The organism is Actinoalloteichus caeruleus (assembly GCF_049311605.1).
In the GTDB taxonomy this organism is placed as follows: Bacteria; Actinomycetota; Actinomycetes; order Mycobacteriales; family Pseudonocardiaceae; genus Actinoalloteichus_B; species Actinoalloteichus_B caeruleus.
This window is the reverse complement of sequence record NZ_CP186005.1, coordinates 2,790,585-2,807,288: the sequence shown is the minus strand read 5'-3', so window position 1 is coordinate 2,807,288 and position 16,704 is coordinate 2,790,585. Positions and strand designations below refer to the sequence as shown.

12 protein-coding genes are annotated in these 16,704 nt (G+C 71.6%); 2 read left to right on the top strand and 10 right to left on the bottom strand.

Translation table 11 applies throughout. The annotated features are described in order from the left end of the window. Positions 1-8 precede the first annotated feature (8 nt). The 9 genes from ACOJVX_RS11950 to eccD all read right to left on the bottom strand — a co-directional run bounded on the left by ACOJVX_RS11950 (position 9) and on the right by eccD (position 11,032). Entirely contained in the window at positions 9-359 is a 351-nt protein-coding gene (locus ACOJVX_RS11950) for a hypothetical protein (protein ID WP_030107301.1), read from the bottom strand. A gap of 117 nt (positions 360-476) precedes the next feature. Further along, positions 477-959 carry a YbaB/EbfC family nucleoid-associated protein gene (locus ACOJVX_RS11945; RefSeq protein WP_030107302.1) on the bottom strand — a complete coding sequence of 161 codons (483 nt, stop codon included), beginning with the start codon at positions 957-959 and terminating at the stop codon, positions 477-479. 49 nt (positions 960-1,008) lie between these two features. Further along, a complete protein-coding gene (locus ACOJVX_RS11940; RefSeq protein ID WP_026420311.1) occupies positions 1,009-2,832 on the bottom strand; it encodes a WXG100 family type VII secretion target in 1,824 nt (607 codons plus the stop codon). A gap of 62 nt (positions 2,833-2,894) precedes the next feature. After that, positions 2,895-6,110, bottom strand: coding sequence for a hypothetical protein (locus tag ACOJVX_RS11935; RefSeq protein ID WP_337662020.1), 3,216 nt, complete (start codon positions 6,108-6,110; stop codon positions 2,895-2,897). A 147-nt stretch (positions 6,111-6,257) separates the two neighbouring features. After that, the gene (locus ACOJVX_RS11930; RefSeq protein ID WP_418153557.1) at positions 6,258-7,181 is read right to left on the bottom strand and encodes a hypothetical protein; all 924 of its coding nucleotides are present in this window, start codon (positions 7,179-7,181) and stop codon (positions 6,258-6,260) included. 98 nt (positions 7,182-7,279) lie between these two features. Beyond that, entirely contained in the window at positions 7,280-7,567 is a 288-nt protein-coding gene (locus ACOJVX_RS11925; RefSeq protein ID WP_026420308.1) for a WXG100 family type VII secretion target, read from the bottom strand. A gap of 53 nt (positions 7,568-7,620) precedes the next feature. Then, positions 7,621-7,950, bottom strand: a complete 330-nt coding sequence (locus ACOJVX_RS11920; protein ID WP_026420307.1) for a WXG100 family type VII secretion target — start codon at positions 7,948-7,950, stop codon at positions 7,621-7,623. 151 nt (positions 7,951-8,101) lie between these two features. Beyond that, positions 8,102-9,553: a type VII secretion protein EccB gene (eccB, locus tag ACOJVX_RS11915; protein WP_051314308.1), complete on the bottom strand. Its 1,452-nt coding sequence runs from the start codon at positions 9,551-9,553 to the stop codon at positions 8,102-8,104. 81 nt (positions 9,554-9,634) lie between these two features. Further along, positions 9,635-11,032 carry a type VII secretion integral membrane protein EccD gene (gene eccD, locus ACOJVX_RS11910; protein ID WP_026420306.1) on the bottom strand — a complete coding sequence of 466 codons (1,398 nt, stop codon included), beginning with the start codon at positions 11,030-11,032 and terminating at the stop codon, positions 9,635-9,637. 143 nt (positions 11,033-11,175) lie between these two features. Here eccD and ACOJVX_RS11905 point away from each other — a divergent pair, with 143 nt between their 5' ends. After that, positions 11,176-15,174 carry a type VII secretion protein EccC gene (locus ACOJVX_RS11905; protein ID WP_026420305.1) on the top strand — a complete coding sequence of 1,333 codons (3,999 nt, stop codon included), beginning with the start codon at positions 11,176-11,178 and terminating at the stop codon, positions 15,172-15,174. Between the two features lie 335 nt (positions 15,175-15,509). Here ACOJVX_RS11905 and ACOJVX_RS11900 read toward each other — a convergent pair whose 3' ends face one another. Continuing rightward, the gene (locus tag ACOJVX_RS11900) at positions 15,510-15,893 is read right to left on the bottom strand and encodes a VOC family protein (RefSeq protein ID WP_103056897.1); all 384 of its coding nucleotides are present in this window, start codon (positions 15,891-15,893) and stop codon (positions 15,510-15,512) included. A 296-nt stretch (positions 15,894-16,189) separates the two neighbouring features. Between ACOJVX_RS11900 and ACOJVX_RS11895 the strand changes: the two genes are divergently transcribed. Beyond that, the gene (locus tag ACOJVX_RS11895) at positions 16,190-16,654 is read left to right on the top strand and encodes an NUDIX hydrolase (RefSeq protein ID WP_422647531.1); all 465 of its coding nucleotides are present in this window, start codon (positions 16,190-16,192) and stop codon (positions 16,652-16,654) included. Positions 16,655-16,704 lie beyond the last annotated feature (50 nt).

The window sequence follows — 16,704 nt, the reverse complement described above, 5'->3', positions numbered from 1 at the left end:
TTCCGTACTCAGCCCGAGGTGTCGGGCCGACCCCTGCGGAGATGGTCGATGGCGGAGCCGAGGTCCTGCGCCCCCTCGCTGTCGATCTGCATGAACAACTCGACCACCTCGGGCACGAAACCCGACATGTTCGCGCAGATCTCGTAGACGTCCTCCAGGCTCTGGACCTGCCCGTCAGCGGGTTCGACGTACTTGTTCGCGAACGCCTTCCCGATGTCGTCGGTGCTCCAGCAGCCGTCGTTGGCGTCGAGGACCTGGCAGAGCTCGCGCCACGCTGCACCGAAGTCCTCGATGGCCTCCCGGTCCTCCTTGTTGTGGATGAACACTTCGGTGGTGTCCACTGAGGTCTCGTCGGCCACGCCGCTCTCCTTCCTCTCGGGCCCCTCCAGGGGGGACCCGGTGTCCCGGGGGGACACGCGGTGGTCTCGGGTCAACGAAGGGGGAGGCCGCCGGGGTCAGGGGCGGCCCCAGGGCGGTCAGCGGTCGTGGTCCCAGCCGTCGTCCTGGGGACGCGGCTTCTTCAGCTCGGGTTTCTGCGTGGTGGCGCCCTGGTCTGCGATGATCGGGTCGAGGATGCCCTGGAGCAGTTCGCCGAAGTCGCTGCGCCCCGAGGCGAAGTCCTCGAAGTCCACGTTGGGGACCGGGGACCCGCCCATCAGCTCACCCATCGACTTGAGGTGCTCCGAGTTCGCCTTCCGCAACGTCTTGGTGAGGACCTCGGCCAGTTCCTTGGGCGTCATCTTGCGGTACTGGGTCGTGTTCACCTTGATCTCGCGCAGCTGGCCGTTGCCGTCGAGGGTCACGGTGAGCATCTTGTTGTCGGAGTCGACCGTCGTCGACGCCTTGGAGATGTCCTCCTGGAGCTTGATCAGCCGCGCCTGCTGCTTCTCGAACTCCGCGAGGGCTCCGGCGACGTCGGGCAGGCCTTGGCCGCTGAACGGGTTGAAGCCGGCGGTCATGTCAGGTCCTCCTGCTGGATGTTGCTGTCGGGGACGGTGGGGCGGGCTGTCAGTCCCGGCCGATCACTCCGGCGGAACCCTCCCGGGCGACCGACCACGAGTCGGACTCGGTGTAGGGAGCGTCTCGCAGCCGGTCCTCCTCCTGTTGGCCGGCACCCGCGCCCATTCCTCCCATCGGCATGAACGGAGCTCTGGAGTCTCCCGAACCCCCCGGGGTCACGACGCCAGGGGTCCCCATCCCCATGTCGAACCCGAAGACGCCGCCCGGGGTGGACACCGGCAACCGCCCGGGCGTCCCGCCGGGCAGTGGCGCTCCGCCGAGGGGCTGGCCCGGGACCGCGCTTCCTGGCGTCCCGCCTGGCACCGGCGGAACCGCACCGGGCGGGATCGCCCCTGGCGGCACCGCGCTGCCCGGCGAGACCACACCGGACGGCGGGATGCCCCCGGGTGTGGCGCCAAGGACCGGCAGCCCCGGGGTGACCTTGCCTGGTGGGAGCGCACCCGGGGGCGTCACCCCGCCGGGGGTCTGCCCGAACTGGGGGTTCTGGACGGGCACCGACCCGGGCCCACTGCCCGGCGGCAGGGTGTTCAGCGGAGGCTGCCCCGCTGGCGGTCGGCCACCCGACGGGTTCGTCGGCGACGGGTTGTGCCCCGGCGGGTTGCCCGGGCGGTCCCCGGACTGGTTGGAGACGGGCGGCACGACCGGGTTCACCGGCTGCGGGAACCGGGGCACGTTGGTGCCGACGCCGCCGGGCACTCCGATGCCCGCCACCGGCACCCGTCCACCCGCCTCGACCCCGACCGGGACGTTCGACACCGGTGCGACGGGCGCCACCGGTGCCCCGGGCGCGGCGGGGACCACGGGGGCGTGTCCGACGGTCTGCACCGCCTGCGCGTCCAGACCGACCGTGACATCACCCGGAGTGGACCACTGGCCGTCCTCCCCCGACTGCCCGTACTGCCCAGGCTGGCCGGCGCGGTCGCCGACACCGCCGACGACGCCGACGCCGGCGGGGCGCGCCACCGAGTTGACCCCGTACTTCTCGTCACCGACGGGCTGCGACGACGCGGCCGGCTGCCCCAGGACACCCATGCGTTGCTGGACCGCCCCGTAGGGGGCGGCACCGGCCACGGCGGCCGGCGCTCCCGCGTACGGGGTCACCTCCTGCTGCTCGGGAGCGGCCAGCCCGGTCGGGGAGAGCGGAACGCCGTTCGCCGGGGCGCCGAGCACCGACATCGGGGCGGAGGCCGTGGTGACCCCGACCTGGGTCACGCGGGTCATGGGCGCGTTGGCCCGCACCCGAGCGTCGGCCGCGGTCACCTCGGGAAGCTGCCGCAGGGTGGCACTGGTCTGGTTGTAGTCGGCGGACAGCCGGTGGAGCACATGCGCCGCCTGCTCGTCCTTGACCCTGGCGGCGTGTTCCGCCCGCGCGGCGTTGGCGTGCGCGGCGTCCTCCGCCGGCATGTCGGTGGGCAGCGGGTCCATCTGGACCGTCGACTGCTGGATGTCCTTCAGCTGCCGCTGTGCCCGCACCAGGGCGTCCCCGGCCTCCCTGGTGCGGGAGGAGTAACTCGGCGTGCTCAGGGTGTCGGTCACCTGGACGACGACGTTGTCCGTCCTCGTCCTCCGCTCGGACAACCTGTCCTTGGCCGAACCGCCCTGCCAGACCTCGTCGAGCCGGTTCCAGTGTCGACGTACCTCGTCCAACACCCCGTTGAGCCGGGTGACGATGCCGTCGAAGCTGTCCGCGGCGCGGTAGAACCGGTCGGGGTCGGCGGCCGCGAGCGCCGCCACGGCGCCCTCCAGCGTCGGTGGAACGCCCCCGAAGTCGCCCGGGTCGGGCGGCTGGGTGGTGTCGGAGACCAGCTCCATCCGTGATCCTCCTCGTGCTCACACCTGACGTGTCATCGCCGTACCCGCGCTGGCCGGCTCGCTCATTCGCGTCCCACCACCGGGGAGATGGAACGGTCGTCGGACCATTCCTCGTCGTCCGCCCCGATCCAGGCCTCGCGTTCCCGCTTCTGGTTCTGCCCACCCGCGCCGGCCGCCGCCATGCCGGGGGACATCGGGGGCATCATCGGCATCCCGTGCCCGCCCGGTCCGCCGGCCGACTGGGTCGCGGGCACGGACACCGAGGACACCGACTGGGGCATCGTCGCTCCGGGCGGTGCCACGTTGAAGGACGGGGTCCTCGTCATGGCGGCCGGGTCCATGGCCGGCAGTGTCCTCGGTGCGCCCACGCCCACCCCGGGGTCGACGCCACCGCCACCGCCACCGCCGATGGAGCCGAGGTCCGGCACGCCGCCACCGGCACCTCCGCCAGCACCGATCGACTCCAGATCCGGCGCCCCACCGCCACCGGCGCCGCCACCGGAGAGGAAGGACTCCAGGTCACTGGTGGCCGCCTTGGCCTCGGTGGCGGCGTCGCGCCACGAGTCGGTGTCACCCTCACGCGACAGCAGACCGGACAGGCTCTCCCGCCCCTCGGACAGCGACTGGCGGGCGTCCTCGATGGCCTGCCGGGCCTCCTCGGGGAGGGCGCTGGTGTCGATCCCGGCGAGCCGGTCCTCCGCGTCCCGGAATCCGCCGTCGGCGGATTCCAGGCCCTGCCGCGCGAGGTCGGGGTCGCCGTCGAGGTTGATCTCGCCGAGGCCGGCGACGGCTTCCTCCGCCATCCGCCTGGCGTCGTCGACCGCCTGGCGCGACGCCTCCGACATCCCGTCGGTCTCGATGTCGCCGAGACGTCCTCGGGCGTTGTCGAAGTCGCGCTGCGCGTCGTTGAGGTCGGCGGGCAACAGCTGTGGCTGGCCGGGGAGCGGAACGTCGGTGAGGCTGTCCATGCTCTCGCCGAGCTTGTCGCGGACGTCCTCGATGGCCTGCCGCTCGGCGTCGGACATGTCGCTCATGTCCATGCCCGCCAGCAGGTCGTCGGCGGCTTCGAAACCTGACCTGGCCTGTTCGAGTGCCTCGCTGACCTCGGCGGGGTCGCCGGTGAGGTCGATGCCCTCCAGCCCGGCCATGGCCTCCTCCGCGGCGCGGCGGGCACCGTCGACCGCGTCCTGGGAGCCGTCGGGGAGGCCGCCAGGGGTGGAGGAACCGATCTGACCGAGTTCGTCCAGTGCGTCCTGGGCCTGTCGGGCGGCGTCGTCGACGGCGCGTTCGCCCTCGCTGACCGAGGGGTCGAGGGCGTTCCTGGCCTCGTCGAGGCTGCCGAGGCCGTCGCTGAGGCGGTCCCTGGCGTCCTCGATGGCCTGCCGTTCCTGGGGGGACATCCCGCTGGTGTCGATGCCCTCCAGTTGGTCCTGGGCCTCGCGGAATCCGGCCTCGGCGTCGTCGATCGCCTGTCGGGCGGCTCCCGGGTCGAAACTCCCGTCCTCGCCGATGCCGAGGCCGCCCCCGTTGACCAGGTCGTCGAGGCCGTCGATGGCCTCCTGGCCGGCCCGCTTCGCGTCCTCGATGGCGCGGCGCGACTCGGGGTCGCGGTCGCCGGATCCAGGCGCCCCGCCGCCGGGCACGCCACCGCCTGGGACGCCACCGCCGATGCCGTCGAGACCACCGCCGCCGATCTCGTTGAGGCCGTCGATGGCCTCCTGACCGGCCCGCTTCGCGTCCTCGACGGCCTGCCGGGCCGCCTCACCGGCGCCGTTGTCCCCACCGCCGGCGGAGTCCCCGCCGCCACCGGTCCCCTCGGAACCGCCGCCGCCGAAGCCGGGCACGCCGCCGCCGATCGGGGCGCCACCGCCGCCCTCGCCGGGCGCGTCGCCACCGATGCCGTCCAGACCACCGCCGCCGATCTCGTTCAGGCCGTCGATGGCCTCCTGACCGGCTGCCTTGGCGTCCTCGACGGCCTGCCGCGCTGCCTCGCCGGCTGCCGAGTCGCCGCCACCGCCGGCACCCTCGCCACCGCCGCCGACGCCCTCCTCGCCACCGACGCCTTCCTCGCCACCGATGCCCTCGCCGATGTCGAGGCCGCCGGGGGAGCCACCGGGGGAGCCGCCACCCGCGCCCTCACCGGCCGAGTCGAGGCTCGGCGCGCTGTTCCCGATCTCGTTGAGGCCGTCGATGGCGTCCTGTCCCGCCGCCTTCGCGTCCTCGACGGCCTGCTGCGCCTCCTCGCCGGCGCCACCCACGTCCAGACCGCCGGGCGTCTCGCCTCCGGCCGGGTCGCCGGCGCCGCCACCGCCCACGCCGGGCGCGCCGCCGCCGATGCCCTCGCCGTTCTCCCCGAGGGCCTCCTCCCCCAGCTCACCGGGAGTGGTGGCCAGCCCCTCGGTGTCCAGCCCCGGTACCGCTTCACCCGGTGCGAGCTGCCCGGCCTCCGATGGGATCTCGCCCCCGAACCCCTCCTCCGCGGGGACGCCGGGGATGTTCTCCTGGGGGATCTGGTCCGGCAGCTGCTCCCCTGGCATCCCCTGGCCGTTGCCCGGAACCCCGGGCGGGTTTCCGACAGTCTCGACGGGCGGTGGCTGGAAGACCGCGCCGGCGGAGGACACCGGCGTGTCCAACGCCTTGCCGAGGGAGTCCTTCAGGGAGTCACCGACCGGCAGGTACACCTCGTCGGAGAGGTGTTGCATGGCCTCGCGGGCCTTCTTCAGCCGCTCCTTGCCCATCTCGGCGGCCACCTTGCCGAGCCCGAAGAGCATCATCGCCGTGGCGGGGCTGAAGAACATCACGCCGACACCCGCCGAGATGAGCTGCGCGGCAGACTTGTAGAAGCCCTGCGCCGCCTCGACCTCGTCGAGGATCGTGTCCCTGGCTTCCTGTGCCCGGTCCCCGACGTCGACGAAGATCCCGTACCCGCCGGAGTTGCCGCCCCCGCCGTCCTCGCCCCGGATCGGGTGTTGGTCGAAGTGGCTGGGCGAGAGCGCGTTCACCACCCGCCCCGAGATCCGCAGCAGTTCGCCGACGTAGTTCTGGAACGACTCGGCGGCCGCGCCCTCGAAGATCCCGTCCTCGTCGAGCTTCTTCGCCTGCGACTTGATCGAGTCGAGGGTGGTGTCGAGGTTCTGCGCGATGTTGGGGAATACCTCACCGGCGTGCCGCAGCGTGGGGGGTTCGATGGTCCTGGCGGTCTCGACCAGCCATTCCATCGACGAGTCGGCATAGCTGGTGGACGGCCGGTCGTTCTCGCCGTTCAAACGATCGGACATCGGTGTTCTCCCTCGTGGGGCGTGGGCGGAGGGCGGCGAACGCCACCGGCGGCATCGGGTCCCCCTGCGTTCCCCGAGGCGCGGGGGAACGCGGGGGGCTCGGTGATCTGTCGGTGTGCCCGCCGTGCGGCGCGGGCACTGCTGGGCCTACGCGTCGTGGTCGAGCCTCTCGGCCGGGATCGCGGGCTCCGCCGGGACGAACCGCGGCTCCAACGGGGTCAGCCCGCGCTCGACGGGCAGTGCCGGCGCGTTCATCGGCTCCAACGGGGTGTACGCGCGCTCGACGGGCAGCATCGGCGCGTTCATCGGCTCCACCGGCGCGTACGCGGGCTCCAGCGGGATCGCCGGGATGACCGGTGTGACCGGGATGACCGGCATGACCGGGAACGCCGGAGTCGCCGGGTAACCGTGGTTGACCGGGTAACCGTAGTTGGCGGGGATGCTCTGCGACTCGTAGGTGACCGGCTGCGCCGGGTACCCCCCGTGCTGCGACGGGTAGGTCGGCTGCTGCGTCCCGTACTGGTAGTTCGCTGGGACGTTCTGCGACTCGTAGGTGAGCGGCTGGCCGACGTACCCACCGTTGGGCGCCTGGTAGGTCGGGTCCTGGCCGGGATACCCGCTGTTCGCCGGCGTGTACTGCGACGGCGGGGGCGCGTACCCGTGTTGCTGCCCCGGGTAGGGGTAGTCCGAGGGCATGTACTCGGGATCGCCCGGCACGGGCTCGGGAGGCTGGAGCGCCATGTCGCTCACGAGGCCGTCGATCTGGGAGGTCACCCTGGCGAGCTCGGCGGCGTTGGTCTCGTCGACGTCCTCGAAGAGGCCGGCGATCTCCTCAAGGTTGTCCCCGATGTAGGTGACGACCTTCTTGAGGTCCAGCAGGTGCTGGCGGAGCTCCTCCTTGCGGTTCCCGACGACGTCCTCGAGGAAGTGACCGGCCGCCAGGTTGCCGGGCCGGATCTCGATGGACAGGAGTTCCGACATCATCTCGTCGAAGTTCGGCAGGAGGTTCTTGAGCGCGGCGGCCGCGTTCCGGACCTCGTCCGGGTCCATGGCCGTGTTGGAGTGGGACATGGTTGGCGACTCCAGAGGATCAGTGGCGGTGGACCGCCTCGGAACCGACACGCGGGAAAGCGGAACCCATCAACGGCGGGTTCCGCTTTCCCAGGGCCTCAGAAACCGCCGGCCGACGAGCGGTCCTGACGCTGGAGGCTGTCAGCGGCGCTCTCGATGGAGGTGGCGGCGTTGTTCAACGTCATGTTCGCCGAGTCGAACGCCTGCGTCACCAGCTTCGACTTCGAGCCGTAGGCCGTCGCGGCCTCACCGTCGAAGGAGGCGAGCTGCCGCTGGGTGTCGCTGCGCAGCCCGTCCACCGAAGCCTGGATGCCCCTGGCCGAGTTCCGCATGATGTTGATGCCCTCGGCGATCTTCGGGTAGACGTAGTTGATGTTCTCGCTCATGTCGCTCCGTTCGGAAGACTGGGTCGTGCGAGGGACGTACGGAAGTCAGGAACTCAGAGCATCCCGGCGTACGGGTTGCCCTGGTTCCCGACGTTCATGAGGTCCTGTCCGGACGTCTCGTCGGTGCTCTCGAGCTTGTTCGCGGAGTTCCGCACCTGCTCGGCCATCTCACGGAGCTTCTGCTCGATCCTCGCGAACTCGCCGTCCCACTGCTCGTGAACCCTCTTGAGCGTGTTGATCAGAGCGCCGCTGTTCCCGGAGACCAGCGCCGACACCTCACCCTGAACCCGCTGGCGCTCGCGGTTCAGCGAGTCCGCCTCGCTGTCGTGCCGGCCCGCGGTGGCGCGGAGCTCTGCGGGAGTCAAACGTGTCTGCTGGGACATCTCACCCTCACCGTCGGCATAGGAAAACACGGGACGCATCGACAACCACGGAACCGCGGTTTCACCGATGCTGACAGAAGTAAGCACATCACTGATTCCGAGTGCGTTCCGACCGGAACGCATCCCCCTGGCACTGTCGCAGGGGTATCCCTCAGTTGTCCCCCTCGGACTGGGGCGGCACGGGTTGACGCGGCCGAATGGCCTGTTCCGGATCGAGCACCGGCCCCGTCGGCAGGGCGGCGAGCAGCTCGCCAGGGACGGGCACCGACCGGCTTCCCCCGTACCCGAGGGTCGCCGCCACCTGGGTGGAGGCCAGCGGGTACTTCACCCCGAGGTCGGTGACGAGGTAGTGGGTCCCGCCGTCCACCCCGGGCGCCGGCAGATCCCGCACCAGGACCCCGCTGTTCGGGGGCACGAGAACCCGGTCGGCGCTACCGGCCTCGGTCCCGCGCGCCGGGCTCACCGGTCCGTCGACGGTGTCGCGGTCCACCATGCTCACCGCGATGTCGGGTCCGTCGGTGGAGCCGAGGGTGAAGCGCACGCACGGCCGGACGCTCGCCGATCCGTCCAGGTCGACCAGGGTCGGCGGGGTGTTCGGGTGGTCGGTGCCGGCGATCGGGGCCGAGGAACGCGGCGCTCCGGCGAGGGCTTCCGGACCGATCGCGATCGGGCGGACACCGCCGGCCGGGTAGGCGGTCGCGGTGGCCGGGGAGGCCAGGGCGAGGCTCGCCATCGTCGGGCTCACCGCCGCCAGGCCGTCCCGCCGCAGCACGTAGAACTCGGTGGCGTCGATCACCGGGTTGTCCACCTGGTAGATCTGGCCGACCACGCCAGGGCTGTTCCCGATGGGCGCGGTCGGCTCGCCGATGCCCTCGACCTCGGGAGGACCGAGGTCCGGCCCGGTGGGCAACGCGTTGATCCAGCTGGTGGTGACCCGGAGCGGGGTGACGGTGTCGTACCCGAGAGCGGCGGCGATGGTGCCGTCCGGGAAACGGTACTTGCGGCCCTGCCACACCAGGTGCGTCTGGTCGTCCGGGCCGACGACGAGCAGACCCTCGCCGTCAGCGAGGGTGATGCCACCGGGACCGGCGACCAGCAGGGTGGTGGCGGGGCGGTCCTGGCCGGCCTCGTCGGTGGTGGTGGAGGCGCAGGACAGCCACGGGCCGTCCGTCATGTCCGCCGCCGCCGGCAACGAGTCCGGCGCGTTGGGTATGCCGATGGGCACCCCGCGCGGCACGCCCTCCAACGACCGCTGGGACACCTGCGACACCTGCCCCCGCGCGTCGTTGACGGCGAGCCGGGCCGAGGCGTAGTTCAGGACGGGGTGCAGGAGCCCGTCCAGGTACAGGTACCGGGCGCCGGTCTCCTCCTCGACGATGATCGTGCCGGCGGCCCGCCACGAGTCGTTGCCACTGGGCACGATCAGCCCGTACACCCCGAAGCCCGCGCTGATCAGGGCGGCCAGCAGCACACCGCCGAAGAAGCCGGTGCCGAAGCGGCGGTGCGGCGGGGCCGGTTCGTCGGTTCTGGCCCGCATCAGCGCGGACACCAGCCGGCCCACGACGAAGAAGTAGGCTTGGACCTGGTCGCGCCGCGACTGCACGGCCCCTCCTTGTTCCCGGGTGGACTGCTGATTCGGTGGGCCGTCGCGGCGACCGCGACGGCCGGTGGGGCGGGCGTGCGCTCAGCCCGCGAGCCCCCGCATGATCCCGTACACGTCGAGCATCGCCAACAGCAGTGGCGCCACCGCCGCCGCGCACAACGTCTCCAGGATGTCCACGGTCCGCCCCCAGTAGGGCGGCGGCCGGTAGCCGGGCATCTTCGCGCTACCGGCGAGCAACGCCACGGCGAGGACCATCACGCCGCCGAACACCCAGGCGAGCCGTTCGAGCAGGGCCTGATCGGCGGCGAAGGCGACCACGACGGCGGCCAGGCCATAGCCGCCGGCCGCCAGCAGGGACCACCGGTGGCGACCGGCGTCGAGGTGCCGGGAGCGCAGCACCAGCAGCAGACCCACCACGGCGGCGGTGATCAGCGCCCAACCCGAACCGTTCCAGACCAGCGCCGTCAGCAACGCGGCCTCGATCACCGAGAACACCAGGTACAACGTCGTCATGTACCTGTCGGTGGCCAGGGCGCCGTCGATGACGGACTGGAACGGGGTGGGTTCGATGTCCTCGTTCAGTTCCTCCGGCGCGGTGGGCAGGGTGGGCAGCCCCAGCCGGCCGAGGCGGAAGGACATGCTCGGCACGAAGTTCTGCGCGACGAGGGTCACCACCAGCACGATCCCGGCCGCCCCTGACACGCCGAGGGTGTCACTGCCGGCGAGCAACGCCGTCGCGAGGGTGAACACCGAGAGCACCAGGCCGCCGGTGAAGACCAGCGCGGCGTCGGCGACGCCGACCAGCCCGAGCACCAGGGCCGCCGCGCCGGCCGCCGAGGCGCAGACGGCGCTGACGGTCGCGGTCGTCGAATCGGAGAACACCAGCGGGAACAGCCAGCCGAACCCGGCCGCGTAGCCGAAGCCGGCGACGGCCAGCACGGCGCCGGTCACCGTGTCCCGCACGGACCTGGACACCACGGCGGCGGCGACCAGCAGCACCGCGGCGATCCCGCCCATCACCGAGACCCGGGGCACCACCGGGCCGGGCACCAGGAGGACCAGGAGGCCGAGCAGCAGGGTGGCGCCGGCGAAGCCGAGCAGCATGTTGCGGGTGGCACGGGGTTTCCACCGGTCCCGACGCATCCGGGACTGGTCGGCGACCCCGGCCACGAGGTCGTCGAAGTCGATGGCGGGGAGCCCGTCGGTGCGAGGGCGCAGGTGCACGGTCTCCCCGTCGACCAGGCCGAGTTCTCCGGGGGTGTACTCCTCGTCGAACGGTGGCTGCCCCAACCGCTGGAGCACGAACCCCTCATGTTCGACGGCCTCGTCGGCCAGGTCTCCGCCGGCCTGCCGGAGGATCGCCGGCAGCAGGTCGACCAGGGGGACATCGCTGGGCAACGCCAGATCAACGGCGTTGTCCCCGATCACCAACCGAAGTCGGCAGAGTTGACTTGTGGCATCCTTGGACGCGTCATCCACGTGGTGTTGAGTTCCTCATACCCCGGTTGGCCGGGTTTCCGTTCCCTTGACAAGGCGGAAGCTAGCCACGAATGTCGCAGCATTGCTCCGTTCGTGCGGTACCGCCGGTGTTTTGAGGGTTATCTCTCGCCAAAGGAGACACGGTGAGCACGACGTTGTTCCGCAGGCCCCCGCGCCGGGTCGGTCCGAAGATGCCCGGTGGGGAGCTGGGCCTCCAGGAGCCGCCCACGGTGCCGGAGCCGCAGAGCGGCAACATGGCCACCGTCCTCACCTACCTGCCCATGGCGTTGGGCTCCGGCGCCATGATGCTGATCTTCCTCCAGCCCAACTCCAGCCCGCTGTCCTACATGGCTGGCGGGATGATGGGCATCGCGAGCATCGGCATGCTGGTGGGCCAGCTGGCGAGGACGGCGTCCGAACGCAAACGGCAGATGCACGGAGAGCGGCGGGACTACCTCCGCTACCTCTCGCAGGTGCGCAAACAGGTCCGGGAGAAGTTGGCCGCGCAGCACCGGGCGGCGACCTGGACCCACCCCGATCCGGCGTCCCTCTGGTCGCTGATCCTGAGCTACCGGCTGTGGGAACGGCGCACCGGGCACGACGACTTCGGGGAGGTGCGGCTGGGTCTTGGCTCGCAGCACTCGGCGATGAAGCTGATCCCACCGCAGACCAAACCGGTGGAGGACCTTGAACCGTTGTCCGCGCACGCGTTGCGCCGGTTCCTGCGCGCGTACAGCACGCTCTCCCCGTCGCCGATCGCGGTCTACCTGCGGGGTTTCGCGCGGATCCAACTCCGGGGCGACCAGGCCGCTGGCAGGGACCTGGTGCGGGCGATGTTGGCGCAGCTCGCGGCGTTCCACTCCCCCAACGACCTGACGATCGCGGTCTGCGCGAAGGGCGAGAACCTGCCGGAGTGGGACTGGGTGAAGTGGCTTCCGCACGCCCAGGACCCCGACCGCAGGGACGCGCTGGGGCCGCTGCGGATGGTGGGCCAGGACTTCGCCGAGTTGGAGGAACGGCTCGGGGAGTCCTTCACCGCTCGCACCAAGTTCGAGACCGGCACGATGATCACTGCGGGCGAACCGCTGGTGGTGATCGTGGTCGACGGTGTGGAACCACCGCCCGGTCACCAGAGCGTGGACACCGGTTACCAGAACACGGTGCTCATCGACGTCGGCGGCACACTGCCGTGGCGGCCGAACCGGAGCGTGCTGCACCTGGAGGTGAGCGCGGAGGAGATCGGCCGGGTCAGCTTCGACCGCACCGGCAAGGAGAGCTCCGCGACGCTGTGCGCCCCGGACCGCATGTCGGTCCAGGCGGCGGCCGCGCTGGCCAGGGGCATGGCCCACCAGCGGATGAGCACCAGCAACGACACCAGCGCCCCGCTCAGCGGTGACTACGAGCTGACGACCCTGTTGGGGGTCGGCGACGCCCGGACCTTCGACCCGACCCCGGTCCGGCTGGCCCGCTCCTCCCGCCAGCGTCTCCGGGTCCCCATCGGGGTGGCCGAGGACGGAACGCCGGTGGACCTGGACATCAAGGAGTCGGCCGAGTCCGGGATGGGCCCGCACGGGATGCTGGTCGGCGCCACCGGGTCCGGCAAGAGCGAGCTGCTGCGGACCCTCGTCGCCGCGCTGGCCATCACCCACTCCTCGGAGGAACTGAACTTCGTCCTCGTGGACTTCAAGGGCGGCGCGGCCTTCCTCGGGTTCGACCAGTTACCCCACACGTCGGCCGTCATCACCAACCTCGTCGACGAGCTGGAACTGGTCGACCGGATGGCGGACGCGTTGACCGGGGAGATGACCCGGCGGCAGGAGCTGCTGCGGGCGGCGGGCAACTACGCGTCCCGCCGCGACTACGAACAGGCCCGGCGCAACGGGGTCCCCCTCGAACCGTTGCCGGCCCTGTTCGTCGTGGTCGACGAGTTCAGCGAGATGCTGGTGAGCAAGCCCGACTTCATCGACGTGTTCGCCACCATCGGACGTCTCGGCCGAAGCCTGGGCGTGCACCTGCTGCTGGCCTCCCAGCGCCTGGACGAGGGCCGCATCTCCAAGGTCGAGACGCACCTGTCCTACCGGATCGGTCTGCGCACGTTCTCGGCGATGGAGAGCCGCGCGGTGATCGGCGTGCCCGACGCCTACGAGCTGCCCACCTCCCCTGGCAACGGCTACCTGCGCAGCGACACCCACACCCTGGAGCGGTTCAAGGGCGCCTACGTCTCCGGTGCGTACCGGTCCAGCCGTCGCCAGCACAGCAGGCAGGTCATCGAGGAGCAGTTGCACGCCTTCGAAGCGGGCTACCTGGCACCGAAGGTGCGGACGGAACGGCTGGTCAGCGAGGAGGAACTCGCCGCGGAGCGGGAGGCGGGCGCGAAGCAGGCCGGGCTGAGCGTGCTGGACGTGCTCATCGACCGGTTGCGCGGGCTCGGGCCACGCGCCCACCAGGTGTGGTTGCCGCCGCTGCGCCGCTCCGCCACCCTCGACGAGCTGCTGCCGCCCCTGTTGGAGGAGCCGGGGCGCGGCCTGATGGTGGCCGACCCGTCGCTGGTGCGCCCGCTGAACGCGCCGATGGCGCTGGTCGACCTCCCCGAGCAGCAGCGCCGCGACCTGCTGACCGCCGACCTGTCGGGTTCGGCGGGGCACATGGCCGTGGTGGGCGGGCCGCAGAGCGGGAAGAGCACCGTGCTGCGCACCGTGATCACCGGGCTCAGCCTCATGCACGACGCCACCGAGGTGCAGTTCTACTGCCTGGACTTCGGCGGTGGCACCCTGTCCTCGCTCTCGGGCCTCCCGCACGTGGGTAGCGTGGCGAACCGGCTCGACCGGGACCGGGTCAGCCGCACCGTGATGGAGATGTCGGCGTTGTTGGAACGGCGGGAGCTGCTGTTCCAGGCGAACAACATCGACTCGATCGCCAACTACCGGCGGGCCCGCAGGGAGGGGCGGCTGGTCGAGCAGGACCCCTACGGGGACGTGTTCCTGGTCATCGACGGCTGGTACACCGTCCGGCAGGAGTTCGAGGAGCTGGAGGACCGGCTCGGGGAGATCGCCGCGCGGGGTCTGACCTTCGGCATCCACCTCATGGTGGCCGCGACGCGGTGGGCGGAGATGCGGCCCTGGCTGCGGGACGTGCTCGGCACCCGGTTCGAGCTGCGGCTGGGCGACCCGGTGGACTCCGAGATCGGCGGCAAGATCGCCGCCCAGGTGCCCGCCATCCCCGGACGTGGCATCACGGCGGACGCGATGCACTACCTGACGGCGCTGCCGAGGGTGGACGGCCGGTCCAGCACCGACGACCTGCCCGACGCCGCCCTCGACCTGGTGGACACCTTCGCGATGCCCGGCGTGCCCCAGGCGCCGCCGGTGCGGATGCTGCCGGCGACCGTGTCGGCCCGGGACCTGCCGGGGCCCCAGGCCGACCGGCCGGAGGCCGAGGTGCGGGTGGCGTTGGGCCTGGACGATGTGGACCTGGCCCCGCTGTGGCACGACTTCGACGTCACCCCCCACCTGTTGGTGTTCGGCGACGGCGAGACCGGGAAGACGAACCTCCTCCGCCACATCGCCCGGTCGGTGGCCGCCCACCACCCGGCGGGGGAGGCCCGGATCATGTTCGCCGACTTCCGCCGCGAGCTGTACGACGCGGCACCCCAGGAGCACCAGATCGCCTACTCGGTGACCAGTGACTCGTTCGGGGAGAACGTCGGGCACGTCGCCGAACTGATCAAGAAGCGGTTGCCCGGCCCGGAGATCACGCCGGACCGGCTGTCCAAGCGGGACTGGTGGACCGGTGGCCGGCTGTTCATCCTCGTGGACGACTTCGAGCTCATGGGCGGCGGCTACGGCGGCAGCCCGCTGCAACCGCTGCTGCCGATGCTGCCGCAGGCGGCGGACATCGGCCTGCACGTGATCATCGCCAGGAGCACGGCGGGGGCGAACCGGGCGATGAGTGATCCGGTCGTGCGGCAGATGTGGGAGCTGGGGACCCCGGCGCTGATGTTCTCCTGCCCGAAGGACGAGGGGCGGTTCCTGGGGGACCTGCGGCCGAAGACGCTCCCGGTGGGCCGGGCCCAGCACGTCAACCGCCGGCGGGCGGTCCGCATGGTGCAGACGGCGCTGCTGGACGACCGCGAGCAGGGGTGAGTCCCCGCGCCCGGGGGTCGGTCGACGCTCACCCGCGACGGCCCCCGGGCGTCCGGTCCCGAAGCCCGGTCAGGCTCAGCACGACGAGCCCGGTCCCGAGCACGACCGCGGTCACCAAGACGTGCCTGGAGTCCGGGGGTCGACGCGCCGCCGACGGCGTCGAGCAGCGCGCCCCCGGTCGGAGGCCGGCGGCGCGACTGCCGCGCCGACCGCCGGACGACGTGCCCCACGGGCACCGTGGCCAGCGGCAGCGCCGAGCCCACGGAGGCCCTACCTCCGGGCGAGCGCTTCGGACCGCATCCCGACGACAACCGGTCAGGGCGAAGCGGGAGCTGTCACGTCATGGCCATGTGCACCAGTTCCCACACGTGCCCGTCGGGGTCCTGGAAGCTCCCCCCGTACATCGGGCCATCCTCCATCGGCGGCTTCCAGGGCCGCCCGCCGGCGGCGATCGCCTTCGCCACCAGGTCGTCGACCTGTTCCCGGCTGTCCGCCGACAGGCAGGTCAGCACCTCCGTGGTGGTGGAGGTGTCACTGATCTCGTCGGTGATGAACTGCCGGAACTGCTCCTCCTCCAGCAGCATCACGTAGATGTTCCGCTCGACGACCATCCCGGCGACGGTGTCGTTGGAGAACGTGGGGTCGAAGGAGAAACCCAGCTCGCCGAAGAACCGCTTCGACCGCTCGAGGTCCCTGACCGGCAGGTTCACGAAGATCATTCGCACTGTTCGGCCCTCCACGGGACGAGGGCACGATCGCCGGACCTTCCCGCGGTCCCCGTCCCACTCGACCTCCCGGCTTCACGTCGAGGGGCTGCCTCCACCGTAGGCCCGGTCGCGCGGCACGGACAACGTCGCGCCTCGACCCCTCCAGGGCGGGGCGGGACCGCCCTGATGCGTGGAGGCCGCCACCGGAGCACCGGCGTGGAGCGGCGCTGCCACCAGGGACGCGGGTGGGGCGGGTCCGTAGGCTCCCGGACGGTACGTCCCCACCACCGGCCGCCCGGAGGCCACCGATGCCAGAACGCCACCTCGTCGACGTGCACCTGATCCTGGTGCGCGACGACGAGCTCCTGCTGAGCCTCCGCAGGGACACCGACCCGAGGTTCGACGGCCAGTGGCACCTGCCGGCGGGAAAACTGGAGGCAGGGGAGTCCGTCCTCGCCGGAGCCGCCCGCGAGGCGCGTGAGGAGGTCGGCGTCTCGGTGAGGCAGGACCAGCTGCGGCTGGTCCACACGGCGCACGTCACCGCTCCCGGCGTGGAACCCCGGTTGGGTCTGTTCTTCGAAGCGACCAGGTGGTCGGGAGTTCCGTTCAACAGGGAACCCGAGAAGAGCTCCGGCGTGGCCTGGTTCCGGTTCGACGCCCTGCCGAGCCCGCTGATCGCCTACTCGGCGGTGGGCATCGCGCACTACCGGGCGGGCGTGGCCCTGTCCGTGCTGGGTTGGGACGACACCGAGGTCACGCGTTCCCGACACTGACCACGAAACCCCAGGACCCGCCGGGCGGTGCGGGGACGTGGGGCGGCGGG

Excerpts from the sequence above, each read along its gene's own strand:
- ACOJVX_RS11945 (WP_030107302.1), bottom strand. The coding sequence starts at position 959 with ATGACCGCCGGCTTCAACCCGTTCAGCGGCCAAGGCCTGCCCGACGTC.
- ACOJVX_RS11940 (WP_026420311.1), bottom strand. The coding sequence starts at position 2,832 with ATGGAGCTGGTCTCCGACACCACCCAGCCGCCCGACCCGGGCGACTTC.
- ACOJVX_RS11935 (WP_337662020.1), bottom strand. The coding sequence starts at position 6,110 with ATGTCCGATCGTTTGAACGGCGAGAACGACCGGCCGTCCACCAGCTAT.
- ACOJVX_RS11930 (WP_418153557.1), bottom strand. The coding sequence starts at position 7,181 with ATGTCCCACTCCAACACGGCCATGGACCCGGACGAGGTCCGGAACGCG.
- ACOJVX_RS11925 (WP_026420308.1), bottom strand. The coding sequence starts at position 7,567 with ATGAGCGAGAACATCAACTACGTCTACCCGAAGATCGCCGAGGGCATC.
- ACOJVX_RS11920 (WP_026420307.1), bottom strand. The coding sequence starts at position 7,950 with ATGTCCCAGCAGACACGTTTGACTCCCGCAGAGCTCCGCGCCACCGCG.
- ACOJVX_RS11900 (WP_103056897.1), bottom strand. The coding sequence starts at position 15,893 with ATGATCTTCGTGAACCTGCCGGTCAGGGACCTCGAGCGGTCGAAGCGG.
- ACOJVX_RS11895 (WP_422647531.1), top strand. The coding sequence starts at position 16,190 with ATGCCAGAACGCCACCTCGTCGACGTGCACCTGATCCTGGTGCGCGAC.